The sequence below is a fragment of the Acinetobacter sp. BIGb0196 genome (assembly GCF_011759595.1).
Taxonomy (GTDB): domain Bacteria; phylum Pseudomonadota; class Gammaproteobacteria; order Pseudomonadales; family Moraxellaceae; genus Acinetobacter; species Acinetobacter guillouiae.
The window spans coordinates 1,237,559-1,252,855 of the sequence record NZ_JAAOZA010000001.1; the positions used below are offsets into that span (position 1 = coordinate 1,237,559).

The 15,297-nt window shown below is 35.2% G+C and carries 9 protein-coding genes and 2 pseudogenes; 8 read left to right on the plus strand and 3 right to left on the minus strand.

Annotated features, from left to right (window positions below):
• Positions 1–20 precede the first annotated feature (20 nt).
• Positions 21–7,052 (plus strand): DUF637 domain-containing protein, encoded by a 7,032-nt coding sequence (locus FHR28_RS05660; protein WP_166782119.1) that lies wholly within the window; start codon positions 21–23, stop codon positions 7,050–7,052.
• Between the two features lie 11 nt (positions 7,053–7,063).
• On the plus strand, positions 7,064–7,927 hold the full coding sequence (locus FHR28_RS05665) for an Imm49 family immunity protein (protein ID WP_166782120.1): 864 nt from the start codon (positions 7,064–7,066) through the stop codon (positions 7,925–7,927).
• A gap of 86 nt (positions 7,928–8,013) precedes the next feature.
• Here the strand turns inward: FHR28_RS05665 and FHR28_RS05670 are convergent, their stop codons facing one another.
• Together FHR28_RS05670 and FHR28_RS05675 are read right to left on the minus strand one after the other, a co-directional pair.
• Positions 8,014–8,580, minus strand: a complete 567-nt coding sequence (locus FHR28_RS05670; protein WP_166782121.1) for a hypothetical protein — start codon at positions 8,578–8,580, stop codon at positions 8,014–8,016.
• A gap of 11 nt (positions 8,581–8,591) precedes the next feature.
• Positions 8,592–9,101, minus strand: a complete 510-nt coding sequence (locus FHR28_RS05675; RefSeq protein WP_166782122.1) for a hypothetical protein — start codon at positions 9,099–9,101, stop codon at positions 8,592–8,594.
• A gap of 236 nt (positions 9,102–9,337) precedes the next feature.
• On the opposite strand from FHR28_RS05675, the gene FHR28_RS22005 reads away from it, so the two are divergent.
• The 5 genes and pseudogenes from FHR28_RS22005 (at position 9,338) to FHR28_RS05695 (ending at position 14,039) form a co-directional block, all read left to right on the plus strand.
• On the plus strand, positions 9,338–9,463 hold the full coding sequence (locus FHR28_RS22005; protein WP_259192035.1) for a hypothetical protein: 126 nt from the start codon (positions 9,338–9,340) through the stop codon (positions 9,461–9,463).
• Positions 9,454–11,460, plus strand: a pseudogene (locus tag FHR28_RS22065) (RHS repeat-associated core domain-containing protein); the annotation flags it as partial. The gene FHR28_RS22005 and the pseudogene FHR28_RS22065, both read left to right, overlap by 10 nt.
• A gap of 102 nt (positions 11,461–11,562) precedes the next feature.
• Positions 11,563–11,769, plus strand: a pseudogene (locus FHR28_RS21825) (polymorphic toxin type 8 domain-containing protein); the annotation flags it as partial.
• 1 nt (position 11,770) lies between these two features.
• Entirely contained in the window at positions 11,771–12,151 is a 381-nt protein-coding gene (locus FHR28_RS05690) for a DUF2750 domain-containing protein (RefSeq protein ID WP_216076324.1), read from the plus strand.
• A gap of 379 nt (positions 12,152–12,530) precedes the next feature.
• Positions 12,531–14,039: an SIR2 family protein gene (locus tag FHR28_RS05695; RefSeq protein WP_166782125.1), complete on the plus strand. Its 1,509-nt coding sequence runs from the start codon at positions 12,531–12,533 to the stop codon at positions 14,037–14,039.
• A 67-nt stretch (positions 14,040–14,106) separates the two neighbouring features.
• Here FHR28_RS05695 and FHR28_RS22110 read toward each other — a convergent pair whose 3' ends face one another.
• On the minus strand, positions 14,107–14,208 hold the full coding sequence (locus FHR28_RS22110) for a transposase (RefSeq protein WP_166782126.1): 102 nt from the start codon (positions 14,206–14,208) through the stop codon (positions 14,107–14,109).
• 604 nt (positions 14,209–14,812) lie between these two features.
• Here FHR28_RS22110 and FHR28_RS05705 point away from each other — a divergent pair.
• Positions 14,813–15,151 (plus strand): hypothetical protein, encoded by a 339-nt coding sequence (locus FHR28_RS05705; protein WP_166782127.1) that lies wholly within the window; start codon positions 14,813–14,815, stop codon positions 15,149–15,151.
• Positions 15,152–15,297: the final 146 nt, after the last annotated feature.

Consider the following 15,297-nt stretch of genomic DNA (forward strand, 5'->3'; position numbering starts at 1 on the left):
AACTTTTTGGAACATTAGAAATGAATAAAAATCGTTATCGTATTATTTTTAGCAAAGCAAAAAATATGTTTATTGCTGTTGCTGAGAATATTAGAAGTCAAACAAAAGCTACTGGTCAAAGTACACAATCAAATCCAATCACAGAGTCTGAGAATACACAGGATTTAAAATCATTCCATCAATTGTGGCAAGTGAAAAGCATTGTTGCATCGATGAGTTTATTTATGGCATTTTCACCTGTCTATGCACAAATGCAGGCTGATCCAAAGGCTCAAGCTGCACAAAGAGCCAGTATAGGGGTAGGGAAAAATCAACAGGGTCAAAATGTACCTGTAGTGAATATTCAGACACCTAAAAATGGAGTATCTCATAACGTCTACAATCAATTTGATGTATTACAACCCGGTGTGGTGTTAAACAACAGCCGTAATGGTGCAGGTTCAGTGATTGTGGGGCAAGTGGGTGCTAACCCTTATCTACAAACAGGTGAGGCACGGGTTATTCTCAATGAGGTGAACTCTTCGGTAGCATCACAATTCAAGGGAAATCTTGAGGTTGCTGGGCAGCGAGCAGACGTGATTATTGCCAATCCATCTGGAATTAATATTCAAGGTGGTGGTTTTATCAATGCCAATAAGGCGATTTTTACTACAGGTAAGCCACAGCTGAATGCTGATGGAAGTATTAAACAGTTCGTGGTAAATCAAGGGAAAGTCAGCGTTAGTTCAACTGGAAATAACTTAGGGCTTGGTGGGAATAACAACAATGCAGACTATGTTGATATCTATGCCAAAGCAGTAGAACTTAATGGCCAAGTACATGCCAATCAAGCCTTACAAGTGATTACGGGTTCAAATACGATTGGCAATGATTTAAGTATAATTACACCTAATCAAATAAACAGCACTACCCCAACATTTGCACTTGATGTGAAAGCGCTCGGTGGAATGTATGCCAATAATATTTATATCATCGGCACAGACAAAGGCTTAGGGGTGAGCAATGCTGGAACCATTCAATCTCCACAAAGCTTAGTGATTACCAGCGCAGGTAAAATCGAAAATACGGGTACGATGAAAAACACCAATCCACAGAATAGTTTACTCAGTATCAGTACAGGTGATGGTGCTGATATTGTCAGTAGTGGGGCAATGCTTTCCAATGGTAATATATTCTTGGAGTCTGGTCAGAACATCACTTTGGATAAAGCCCGATTGGAAAAGATTGGTGCAGATAATCAGAGTATTCTTTCTGTGAGTGCCAAAGGTGATGTGAATTTACAGAATAGTACGAATGTTCAAAACTTTAGTAAAACTGAAAATTTATACATTGATGCCAGTAATATCAACCTTGGCAATGCTGTCAATCTAGGTGTTAATGGTTCAATCTTTCTTGACGCAAAACAAAATCTAAAAGCAGTTTCGGTGAAAAATATCTCAGCCACCCATGATATTAATCTGTCTGCTGGTGATTTATTAACACTCAACAATACACCTGTCTGGGCAAATTCGGGAAATATAAATTTAGCGACAAGTAAAGCTGGTTCAAATCTTAGTCTGAATTCGAGCCGTTTAAATGCTGAAAAAGATGTAAATATTTATGGAGAGGGTACGGTTTCTATAAACAATCTTGGTCTAGATAAAGTTGGTGAATCAACAAAAACAAAGAATTTTAATGTGAATGCTCAAGGCAATTTAACTTGGCAAAATGCAGGGACTACTTTACCTACATTTACGGGCAAATTAGATTTACGCTCAAATGGCAAATTAGATATTTCAGGCAGCCAGTTCATCACAAAGGATGGAATTAATTTGCTAGGTCGTGAGTTGGCCGTAAACCGAATGCTTAAATCTGATCAGAATATCAGTTTAACAGCATCTGAAAATGACCTGAATCTAAACACTGGAACAGCGATTTTCTCAACTAGTGGAGATATTAATGTAACAGCACTCAAAGGAAATCTCTATGGTAGCAGTTTAAATCTGAATGCTAAGGCTGGCAAACTAAGCATGCTTAGCAATAATAATCTCATAATTAATGCAGATCAAATTATTGATGCAGATGATGGTGAGGCATCAACAAATAGGAGTTCACTAATAGGTGTAAAAGGGGTTTCAATAGGATCTTTTGGAAAGGGACAAGTTAATATTAAGTCTTCGAGCATAAGCAGTAATGATGGAGATATGCAGATTACAGGAAACAAAGGAATTATTCTTGATGCAAATATAGATAAAGTCATACGTGGTAATAACAAGTTATTCGATACTGTAATTGCAAATAAACTGAATGCAAAGAACATAAAAATAGAAAGTAAGGATTTTTTTGTAGAGGTTGAAGGAACTGAATTAACTGCAAAACAAAATATAGAAATCTCAGCACGAAGTAGCCTCTCTCTGGCAGACCTCACTGCCAATTCAGGTCAACATGCTGCTCTTAGTTCAGATCATAGTATTTATATCAACAGTATACCAACTAAAGATGATGGTTTAACCATAAGAACGGCTCCTGTGACATTTAATGCAGATGGCTTATTTACGATGGTGAGTGAGGGCGAGCAGCGCCTAAACAATCTGAATGTAAATGCAGGCGCCATTCTAATTGAATCAAAAGATGATACCCAAGATGTTAGGCAGAATATTGTTTTAAATGCGCGTGGCAGTGAAGCACTAGCAAAAAACGATAAGCTAAAAAATCTCAATGGTAATCTGACGATACAAACCTATGGGCAGTTATATATTGATCCAAAAATCTATACTCTAAAGAGTACAGGTGATATTAATTTAGATTCAAAAAGAGGCAAACTAACATTAGCTGGGTACACAGATAATGTTGTCAATCTGACTACTCAAAATGGGTTAATAAGGCTTCAAGGTGATTCTGTTGAATTACGGGCTTCCATGATTAATGCTGGAAAAGGTGTAGAGATTGCTGCAAGAAACGGTGATATAACATTATCAGCAATTAAAAGAGCTATAACTGATAGTAATTTCAAACCAGCAGATTTCAGTACACGATATGGCAATGCAATAAATGACTTTCAGATATTCAAAGAAAAAAATCCTGAATATAAGAGACGATTGAATCAGTATACATCTTCGATTCAGAATGATCGAATGTTTTTGGCGATGCCCGATCAAACAGATAAGCGAATAAACGGCCATTTAAACAGTATTGATGAAGCTGAAAAAGGCATTATTGCACTGAATTTAGAATATGGAGCAACCAATTTTTATAACAGAGCCACACTTTTGCAGCCAGAATATGGCACATTGACCAGTAAAAAAAGAAATTATACTGCTTGGAATAATAATCAGCCTTATGTGAAAACGGATGATTATTCTTCAATTCCATTATCTGGTTATATGCATCAAACTACAGATATAAAGTCTGCTGGAGATATCAGTCTGCTTGCTGCAAGCGGGCTTATGCTGAATTCTACAGATATTAGTGCTGGTGGTAATGTCAATCTCTACTCAAAGGGAAATTTATCTCGTTCTAAAACTTCTGATAAACCGACTGATCAATTTGATGCTGCAATCGTACTTGCTAGTGTCAAGGATCAATATGTTCTTGGACAGGAAAGTAATAATTATTTCCAGAAAATTGATATTAATAAGCTGAATAAGATTAATGGTCGGAATATTAATATCATTACTGAAGGGAAATTAGGACTAAATACTGTTCTGCAAGGTGTTGACTTGTCTGCAGTTGACGGAATAAAGCTACTTTCCACCGGTAGTATAGACTTGTTACATTCTGTAGATAACCTATATACCAAAACGCAGGAGAGAGCAACTAAAGAATCTTTGTGGGGGCTTAAAAAATCAACTCGAACAACTACTAAGACTTTAGAGGGTTCGATTGGAAAAGGTGCAGTTTTAAAAGCGAAGAAGATAGATATAGAAGCGTTGGGTGGAAACTTAGCTTTGTATGGTACTCAGATTATTGCACCAAAAGACACTGTCAAATTAAGATCTTCTGGTGATATTCGTTTGCTCGCATTTCGTGATCAAGTAAATGAAACTGAAATAGTCAAAAAAGATGCTGGTTTTTTAGGGATTGAATACCGAGATTCCAATTCTGTAGGTTCCAAGATAAAAACAGCGCAGATTCCGACAGAGATTACAGGAAACTATGTTGCATCATCCTCAGCGGGTAGCACTTATTTACAAGGTACTCGATTTAACTTCACAGAAGGCATTTCTCTGAAAGTTGGTGATGGCACTACCCCCTCTCCTGATGCAAAGTTGGTGATTACAGCAGCCAATGGAACTTATTCTCGGAATCAAGATACAAGTAGTAAAAGTGCACTGTGGCAGAGTATGGGAAGTGCGGGTACTACTGAGGATTTTGCAAATCTACCAAAGTTTAATGGTCCAACAGATAAAATTTATATTAAAGGTAGCCTTGCTATACAGGTACCTATTAAAAATGGTGATAAGAGAGAAATTATTGATGTTGTTAATGAGTTATCAAATAAGCCCGGCTATGAATATTTAAAGAGTCTAGTTGAAAATAAAAACAATGATATTGACTGGTCGACGCTGGCGTTGGCAAATAAAAACTGGGACTATAAGTCTCAAGGGCTGACCCCTGCCGGTGCTGCACTTGTAGTTATTATAGTTACAGCACTTACTTCAGGTGCAGGGTCTTCTTTAGTAGGCGCTCTTGGTGGCTCAACAACAACAACTGTAGGCGCAACAACAGCCGCAATGTCGCAAGCAGCAATAACGTCTCTTTCAACACAAGTTAGTATTAGTTTAATTAATAATGGTGGCAATATTGATGCCACATTAAAGGAATTAGGCAGTAGTCAATACGTAAGAAATTTAGTAACGAGTATTGCAACTGCTGGGATTTTAGCGAGTTTAGCGAGTACTGAACTCATGAGAGATTTATCAAATAACTCTAAAACTGGTAATTTCATTACAGATATTACAGCTAGAACGAGTCAAGGAATTATAAATGCTGGAGCATCAACTTTAGTAGATTTAGGAATTAATGGTGGAAGTTTAAGTGAAAAACTTGCAGCTGCTTTGCTGACGAATACAGGTACAGCTTTACAAGGCTCCTTATCTATACAGATAAAAGGATTAGAAGACAGTAATTATCTACTACATAAAATTGCCCACGCAGCTGCTGGCTGTGCAGCAGCAGCTGTTGGTAAAGCTTCTTGTGAAGCAGGAGCTTTGGGAGCAGCAGTAGGAGAAGTTGTTGCGGAACAAATGGATAAATCCATTGATCAACAAAATTTTACCAGTGTTGATGAAATTGATAAATATACTGATAAAGTAAGAGAAGTATCTAAATTAGTTGCAGGTTCTCTGGCAGCTTTAACAGGTTATGATGTAAATACTGCAACATCTTCAGCAGATATTGCTATTCGAAACAATCGTCAGTTTACTCTAAAAGAGGTAGAGAAATTAAAATTATTGGCAAAAGGGGATAATAATAAAGAAGCCAAGTTAGCGATTGCAGCATGTGCAATGATTCAGTGTGCCAGAGGGTATGAAGGAACCACTGAGTATGCTTTTCTAAAAGCAATGCAAGACGCAGGTGCCTCTAATGCTTATGCGAGCGAAAGAAATTTATTAAAAGGGCAAAATGTTAGAGAATATATTGGTCCAACAGAAGCGACTTTTAAACTTTTTGAATATTCTTCATTTGATAGTAGTCTAGATACTGTTTCAACTTTGTTTAACCCTTTAGATCGACAATACAAAATTACAGATCGTGTGGCTGGCGGACTTATGGTTGTTGGTGGTGTAGCCGGCGGAGGTGGATCAGCGCTATTAGGTTCAACTTGTGCGACAGGCGTCGGTTGTGCTTTAGCTTTTGGTGGTCTGGTTTATTCAGCAGATTTAACAGTTGCGGGTATTTCTCAAATTTATAATGGTAAACCTACTGCTACACTGGGTGCGCAAGCAATAAGTTTAACAAGCGGTTTAAATTTAACACAATCACAATTAGTATATGACTTATTGGGTTTTGCCACTATAACAACAAATATTAAAAATGGAGCAAAGCTTGCAGTTCAAGAGCAACGAGTTTTAGTCAATAAGCCTGTAGCATCATCGTGTACAAATGGTATTACTTGTTTTGTAGCTGGGACATTGATTGAAACTGATCAAGGTTTAAAACCAATTGATGAGTTTATGGGAGGCGAATTAGTTTGGGCGAGAAGTGATAATGATTTTTCATATGGATATAAGCCAGTTGTTGCAACAAAAGTCACAAATAATCAACCAATATATGAAGTTATAATTAAAAATGATTTAGGGCAAATAGAAAAACTACTTACAACAGAAGAACACCCATTTTGGCTTAAAAATAAAGGTTGGAGAAAAGCATCCATACTAGAAGCAGGCGATATCCTTTTTGATAGAAATAATCAAGATTTAGTTGTAATAAGCCAGTCGTTATTGGCTCAAGTGGATACTGTCTATAATATTCAAGTAGATGATTTTCATACTTATCATGTAGGAAAATTAGGTGTTTGGGTTCATAATAGTCAATGCTGTGAATTAGCATATCAACTGGTTACTGAGAATAGTAAACGAGGCGTCTATAGCAATACAAAACTGAAGAATAATGCAATTGATATTGATCTAAGTGTAAATGGCAAACAACAACTAAAAACAATTGTTCAAAAAGGTGATGTATATGGTGACAAGACAGAAGCCTTATTTAATACGACTGTAAAAGAACAAGGAGGTTCCATTCTCTCTGGAGGTAAATATGGTAGTAATAATGGGTTTGATCATGTTGTTGTTTTTAAAGATACTCAAGGAAATACAACAATGACGATGTTGGTTGATAGTAAACAACAAAATAGTCGAGGAATCAGTTTAATTGAAAAAGCTGCTGGTGGACAAATGCAAATGTCTGAAGCATGGATTGCACGAGTTATGCTTAAATTAGATAAAAATAGTGAGACATATAAAGCGGTGACTCAAGCAGTTAAGGATGGAACTTTAGTTAAAGGTATTGCTTATGTTGATAAGGCTAAGGAAAAATTAATGATGATCCGCATAGATCCAGTTAAAAAATAGTAAAGGTTTTTATGAAAAAAATTAATGAATTAGATAGTATTGTTTATCAGAAAGCTTTAAATCATGTCATTCAGCATAGTACTTATGATGAAAGTGTTGAATATGGGATAAACCTAATTTTAGCGGGAAAAGGAAACAAAGCAGGTTGTTTAAGATCACTTAGAGGTTATGCAGAAGCAAATGCCATAGTTGCTTGGTTTAGGGACAATGATCTATTAAAATTCAAAGAGTGGAGCTTTATTGAAGCCAAACTTAAAAGAATGGTCCTTCAATGTAATCCTAATGAATGGTTTCCTGCTTACGAGTTTTTTCATGCAATATTATCAGACCAACAAGAAATAATTTCTTGGTATACCCAATTTAAGTTGCCATATTGTTCAAGTGCAGGAGCAATAAAAGATCGAGATAATCCCAAAAGGTCGGATTTTCATGGTTATCAAATATTATTGGCTTTAAATGGTGAATGGGATGAATTACGTCAACGTTGTGAGTTAATTTTATCGCTTGACTTGAAAAAAGATAAAAAATATTTAATAGATCATCGTTTTTATCTTGCTTTAGCTAATGGGGATCAAAGAGAAATTGAGAATGTTTTGACAGAATTGACTAGCCCTAAAATTGCCAAAGTTCGCAACTACGAATTTGCCTTTACTTTCACAGAGCATTTCATAAGCACATTTGCAACTTTGTATGCAAAATTAGCGTGGATGAGTGGGTATGAAGTACAAATAGATACCCCCTATATTCCTAAAGAGTGGTTACCTATAACCCCATTGAATTCCTATCCTGAGCCATGGAAATTCATGCAAGATTTTGAAATTTTTACACCGCTTGATGAGCCTTGGCAAATGTTTTCACCAAAAGTATTGATTTAACTTAGAAGGGGGATTATTTCCCCATTTTATTACTACTGTAAATCTGGACAACGTATTATCATGATAATACGTTGTGCCAATTATTTTTAGCGAGTTCCCATCTTATTGATAATCGTGATAGGTACTGTATATCCTTGGGAAGTATTAGGTCTTGGTTCCAGAAATTTTTGAATTGGTCGATAAGTAATTGGATTAGCTCGCCATAATCCCACACCATTAACAAGTTCAGTCACCGGTTTTTGTGTTTCCAAGTCTTCAACCCAAAATACACAACCTTCTTGTTTATTTGGATTTAATTCATAACCGACTTGATATCTTTTATTTGGCTGAATATGTACTTTGACTAAATTTGTATAGTTAAAGGCGCCTCGACCACACCAAATTTGTAAATCATGTTCACCAGCTTGCAGAATTAAAGGTTCTTTTAATTTATGGTAGCCATCTACCACTTTCTTTTTGTTCACTGCAAAAATAAAAGCAACTGTATTGGCGACATATTTACGATCATATAGATCACCAATGATGGTAGCTGTTCGTGATGATGCTTGAGGTGGGGAATAGTATTCAATAATTGTTGTATTCTTTGCTGTGCTTATACAACCAGTAAAAATGATAGGTAAGCTTAGAATTGAGATTTTAAAAAAAAGATACATATTAAATCCCTTTATTTATTAATGATGACTGGCATATAAATTTGTTGAGGTTGATTTGCTGCTGTATGAGCAAATTGTTTATCTGTTATCACCTCACCCGTTGTTAAATTCTCAACCCAAAACCAGATACTTTCTTTACGGCTACTCTTATCAGCTTGATTTGTTTTGATTTGATATTTTTGACCTGATTGAGCTGTAAAATTTAGCTCACCAGATGAAAATAAATGTTGAGCATCAGAAGAGAAACGAACCTTTGTTTGCGTAGGTAGAATCGAATAGATTTTATTCCAATCTTTTGACTGGCTTAATGTCGCTTTGCCATTGATTTGAGTAATATAGATACGGGCATTTACAAACATAAATGGCGTACTTGTATTTTGAAAACCTTCAATTGTTGCGAGTTGTGTTGAATCAATATTTTTAGGCAACTGATAAAGTAATTCTTTAGGAATCTCTGCAAGAGTGAATTGTGTAAGGCATAAAGTAACAATTAATATTGTTTTAAAGAATTTATTATTCATACAAAATTAAGCCTATAACGTTAGAAGCTATCTTTAGAACTTTACTATAAGTATTCATTAGTGAGTATATAACAAATGACATTGGTCCAGCAGACTACATTTATATACTTTTAAAGTAACTCATTCTGAATTGCTAATACAGTATATAATTCATGCAGAATGACATTTTTTGGCGTGTATGGAAAAGAGATTCATCTGATGCGAATGCAGCTGAATTCACAACCAAAACTTAGCAAGTGATTTATGCTGAACATATTCCACTGACGACCACAGATTTAACCGAAGATGATCAGGCCAATCAACAATTTGAACAATTGATTCAAGCACGCCATCAAATTGAACAAAGTCAGACCTGCCACTGAATGCCTTTGGTCAATTGGAAAAAATTAAACATGCCGATGGTATAGAAGAACACTTCATTCATGATGCTGAAGGGCGTTTACTCGCGCATGTTGATCCAAAACAACAAATTACTCAATATGAATATGATGCAGCAGGTTTAATTGCATCACGTACCGATGCACTGAACCATAAACTGAAATACCAATGGGATAAGCTCAATCGTCTTAAGCGTCTGACCAATGAAAATGGTGCAAGCTATGAATTTTTCTACGATGTTGCAAGTCGTTTAATTAAAGAAATTGATTTTGATGGTAAAGAAACTCTTTACAAATATGATGAAACAGATGGCAATCTTGCAAGTAGTATTGAAGTTGCCTCTGCACATGGTCAAGGCTTAAGAGATCGTGTAGCACCCAAAGATAGGATTCAACAATTCCTATTCGATAGCATGGGGCGTTTAGAGCAACGTACCGCAGGCTACGGGCATGTTGAACAGGACCTAGAACAAAAACTGGTTGAAGAGTTTGCTTATGACAGCAATGGCAATATCATTCAAGCCAAAAACAGTGATAGTAATTTACAGTGGTATTATGATGCTGTAGGTAATGTGATTCGTGAACATCATCAAGACTATAAAACCAATAAAACAGCCGTGTGGAAACATAGCTATGATGAAATTAATGATCGAATCAAAACCATTCGTCCAGACGGGCAAAATATAGATTGGCTGACTTATGGTACTGGTCATGTGCATAGCTTAATCTTAAATGGTCAAGATGTGGTGAGCTTTGAACGAGATGATTTGCATCGTGAAAAAGTTCGTCATTATGCCAACGGGATTAGCCAAGAACAACACTATGATGTCGTTGGTCGCTTAACCCAACAACGTATTGTCAATGATCATGAATTTGGATATCCATCAAATTCACAATAGAGTCAGCAACAAAATCAGTCACAGAACAATGCTATCCAAGAAACCCAGCAATTGATTCAGCGTTTATATCAGTACGATAAAACAGGGCAATTAACAGGGATTCAAGATACTCGTCGTGGCAATATCAACTACAAATATGATCCAGTTGGACGTTTACTTGAAGCCAATAGCAAACTGGGCAAAGAAACCTTTAGCTTTGACCCCGCAAGTAACATCATAGATCGTTACAACACCAACAAAGAACAAAGTCATCAACAAACCGCTGAAGAAAAAGGCTATGGCTACAACCGTTTAGTTAATAACGTAGTCAAAGAATACTTAGACCAACAATACCAATACGATGCATACGGACAGCTTATTCGCCAAAAATCAACCAAAGGTGATTTACATCTTGAATGGGATGTGTGTGGGCGGCTGATCAAAAGCCGTAATGCTGAATATACGGCAGAGTACCGCTACGATGCTTTAGGGCGTCGTATTCAAAAACGAAGTAAACACCACCATACTGGTGATGAGCAAAATGTGATTTATGGGTGGGAGGGAAATACTTTAGCCTATGAGTCAAATGATCAAGTTACCAAACACTATGTTTATGAAAAGGGTTCATTTGTACCGTTGCTACAGGCAGTTTATACAGAAGCCATAGGATTACATCAAACCCCTGATTGGTCAGACACACCTTATAGTTTACAACGAGATCCATTGTGGAAAATAAATCAGAAAGCAACGGAGTGGAATGATATTGGGTTCTATCACTGTGACCATTTGGGTACACCACAGGAAATGACCGATCATACAGGTGTGATTATTTGGAGAGCCAATTATCTTGCTTGGGGTAAGTGTAAGACTGAAAAAGCTAAATCAAGTTTCTTTGAAAACTCTGAGATTCTTAGTAACAACATCCGTTTTCAGGGGCAATATTTCGATCAAGAAACAGGGCTACATTACAACCGCTATCGTTATTATTCTCCGTATGTAGGACGCTTTATAAGTAAAGACCCAATTGGATTGTTGGGTGGACATAATGTATACGCTTATGCGCCAAATCCTGTTGAGTGGATCGATCCTTTGGGATTGGAGAAAAAGTTATGTTCTATTTGCAATGATGGATCTTCTGGTCGCTCTAATAGACAAGAAGTAATTAAAGCTTTAGCTAATGACCCATTGCAGCCGAAGCATGTGCGAGGGTGGGTTAAAAATGAATTAAGGCATATAGAAACTGGTAATAGAAAAACTGTTAGACTACCAGGTAACTCAAGAAATTCTAGATCAAAGGGTTTTGAGTTGGCACATGGCAGAACAACAGAAGCTAAGGATGGCTATTGCTATAGACATTCACAGTTGCAAAATGCTGATCTTCATAAATCCCAGCATAAAATTGGAGGTTATTAACGTGGATAATGAAAAAAAAATAATTAATATTTTAAGTTTGTCTTCTGAAGAAAGGTATGAATATTTTATTCGTAAGACAGTGGACTTTGAGCAAATTTGGGGGCTGTATAATAATGGTTGGGCAACTTCTGAATTTAATGGTGGTCATGTAATTCCTTTTTGGCCAGAAGAAACTTTTGCCGAACTTTGTGCTACTAACGAATGGGCTCATTATCACCCTAAAGCTATATCGTTAAATGATTTTATTGAACGATGGATAACAGGAATGCAAACAGATGGTCATGGTGCTTTATTTTTTCCTACTCCTCATGGTCAAGGTGTTTTAGTGCCTTTGAGTAAACTAAAAATTGATTTATTACAGGAAAAAGAACAGTATGAGTAGCATTCAGATGTAATATGAAACATACTGTCTTGATGGAAATTCGAAAACTTATTTGAGTTGAAATGGAAATCGAATTCCAAGACGCTCAATTTAATAGGCGTAATGTTGAAACAAATAGAAACAAAGAAAACACTGTGTAGTAAGAAAGTTTAGGTGTTTTGATTGATGTCCTATAAATCAATGTATTAGCTATTTAATGTGACTGTCACCACTTCCGAGAGATGAAACAACAAAGCCCTGATATTATCGGGGGCTTTGTTGTTTCTGGATGTTGGGTAACGTAAGCATTAAAATTTTTTAAAATTTGAAATTGCTTGAACAGTTTCAACTATATAAGATGAGAACATCGTTAAAAGAACAATTTAGAAGCTGTGGTCTCATGGATATTTTTGAATTTGTAAGTAGTTATAAAAACCACCCTGTACTTTTTGTAGGCACAGGTTTGAGTTTGAGATATTTGAATAATTCATTTAACTGGGAAGGGTTATTGAAATATGTAGCAATTGATCTTTATGGTACAGATGAGAAATTTTATGACATGAAGAACAAAGTTCATAAAACTCAAGATGGGTCATATGATTTAATGCAGTTAGCACAATTGCTTGAGCAGGATTTTAATGAACTTGTAGCAAAAGATAGGGACGGAAAATTTAAGGAAATAAATGATCTATTTTATGAAGCGAGTCGTGAAAATAAATCTTTGAGTCGATTTAAGATTTATATAAGAAATTTGCTATCTACCCTTGAATATACAGATAATATGTTGGATGAAATTGAGAGCTTTAAAAAGATTTCAAAGAATATTTCTTCTGTTGTAACCACAAATTATGATCGTATGATAGAAGATCTAATTCAATTTCAACCATTGATAGGAAATGAAATTTTATTGAGCAATCCGTACGGCTCAATTTATAAAATTCATGGATGTGTAAATTATCCTGAAAAAATTATTCTTACAGCCTCTGATTATAATAACTTTTCTGAACGATATGAATTAATTCGAGCACAATTAATATCTCTATTTGTACATAATCCAATTGTATTTTTAGGTTATAGTGTAGGTGATGAAAATATAAAAGAAATATTAAGTACTATTTATAAATATGTTGAGATTAATTCACCTCAAGCTGAAGAGATTAGAAAAAACTTTCTATTAGTTGAATATGAGTCTGGTTCTGATTCATTAGAAATCCAAGATCATGATATTTCAATTAATGGTTCTATGATTCGGATTAATAAAGTTAAAACTGATGATTATGTAAGTCTGTATAAAGCTATTGAAGAACTTTCACTGCCAGTTTCAGCTCTTGAAGTTAGGAAGGTATTAGAGGTTGTTAGAGAAATTGTAGCAGGTGGAACAATTAAAGTTAGTGTAGCTGATGGATTAGATACCTTAAGAAATTCAGACAAAGTATTAGCAATTGATTCAAAAGAAAAAGTTGAATATTTGTATAAATATAACAACACTGCTCAATTGGTGAGTGAGTATTTTGAACTGATTGCTAATAAAAAAGATAATGTTATAGTCTTGCTTGATGAAATGGGTGTTCCAAGTAATCAGTGGTTTCCTGCGTATGGTTTTAGTATAACTTGTCCAACTTTGAAAAGTGCTGAGGAATTAAAAAAATCTCAAAGCGATAAAATTACTGAATATTGTGAGAAATCTAAAAAAGATCGATATGACTCTTTTCACGCAACAACTATTGATAGTATCTTACAAACATCTGAGATTAGAAAAACTTATAAACTAGAAGCTATATTTTATTTCGTATTAAATAATACAATTGCTCTTGAAGACTTAAAGAAATATATTGATAGTTTTCCTGATGATAGAAGTTCTGAATATAGAAAACTATTGTGTTTATATGATTTTAAAAAATATTCATAAATTTTATTCATGCCTAGTTTCATCACCTAATTGTTGTTGCTGTGGTATGGTAATTTTTTCCAACTCATCACTTGAAGCATAATTCCTGACTTTCCTTTTGTACAGACCATACTTGTTCAATTGGATTTAAATCAGGGCTATATGCTGGAAGATAGGCGATATCGTACATTGATCATACAAGGCATATTTAAGGATGGGCAATTACTGGCATTTAATTTAAAAACGTGTAGATAAAAAGCCTTATTTGAAGCGATACTAAATCACCCTTAAAAAGGTGATTTGATTCATTAAATGCTAAACAGGTACACCTGATGGGCATCGTTGCATAAACAAGCTGATTTCAACAGCATGATTTTTGAAAACTTACTTGTTAATGTTCCTACACCTGAATTTATAAAGGATTTAAGAGAAGATATAGGTTTATGGGGTGCTCAATGTGCCAAGCTTACAGCAATGTAGCTTAAATATGAGAACGGAACACGTAGCCTAAACAATCTTGGGCTTTATTCTTAATCACTTAAGGACAACACCCTAATTTTAAAATAGAAACTAAGTAGATATAAAAGACCTAATTTTGTATGCCTTTTAGGGTAAACAACCTCATGGTATTTATACTCATGCTGTGATTGATCATATTCCTATAATTAGCCTAAGCAGTATATGAATTGTACTGCATCATCTAAAGTCGCATACATGCTGAAAGTATAACTTTCTTCATATAATTTTATGTAAACGGCTGTTATAATTTAGCTGCTTACAATAGGTGTAATAATATGAAAAATATATTTTTAGTCTTTGGATTACTGGGTATTTCGACTTTTGCAAATGCATTAAGTTCAATTAGTGCTTATGATGCTATTTCTTATGTAGGTAAATCTGTAACCGTTTGCGGTACATTAGTTGGTGTTAAGCCTTATAAAAATAATTTGTTTTTGAATCTTGAAAAACCTTATCCAAACCAGCCTTTTTACTTCTACATTAAAAACTCAGATTCTCAGCAACTGAGTAAAGCCAATAGTAAGGTTGGTAAAAAAGTGTGTGGAACTGGCATAGTTGAAGTCTACAAAGGTCGTGTAGAAATACAGAAAAACTCCGTAAATGAGCTGTTCTAATATCTAAATCAAAAATCCCTGCTCTAAGTTAGCAAAGGTTACCTTCTACATGTGATTTAATGTTTACTGTTTTTATAATTCAAGTATTTTGAGGGCATATATTTAAGCTAATCAAAATCTTGAGATGTGACATCATGAAACTTTTC

Excerpts from the sequence above, each read along its gene's own strand:
- FHR28_RS05670 (WP_166782121.1), bottom strand. The coding sequence starts at position 8,580 with ATGTATCTTTTTTTTAAAATCTCAATTCTAAGCTTACCTATCATTTTT.
- FHR28_RS05675 (WP_166782122.1), bottom strand. The coding sequence starts at position 9,101 with ATGAATAATAAATTCTTTAAAACAATATTAATTGTTACTTTATGCCTT.
- FHR28_RS05695 (WP_166782125.1), top strand. The coding sequence starts at position 12,531 with ATGGATATTTTTGAATTTGTAAGTAGTTATAAAAACCACCCTGTACTT.
- FHR28_RS22110 (WP_166782126.1), bottom strand. The coding sequence starts at position 14,208 with ATGTACGATATCGCCTATCTTCCAGCATATAGCCCTGATTTAAATCCA.
- FHR28_RS05665 (WP_166782120.1), top strand. The coding sequence starts at position 7,064 with ATGAAAAAAATTAATGAATTAGATAGTATTGTTTATCAGAAAGCTTTA.
- FHR28_RS05705 (WP_166782127.1), top strand. The coding sequence starts at position 14,813 with ATGAAAAATATATTTTTAGTCTTTGGATTACTGGGTATTTCGACTTTT.
- FHR28_RS05660 (WP_166782119.1), top strand. The coding sequence starts at position 21 with ATGAATAAAAATCGTTATCGTATTATTTTTAGCAAAGCAAAAAATATG.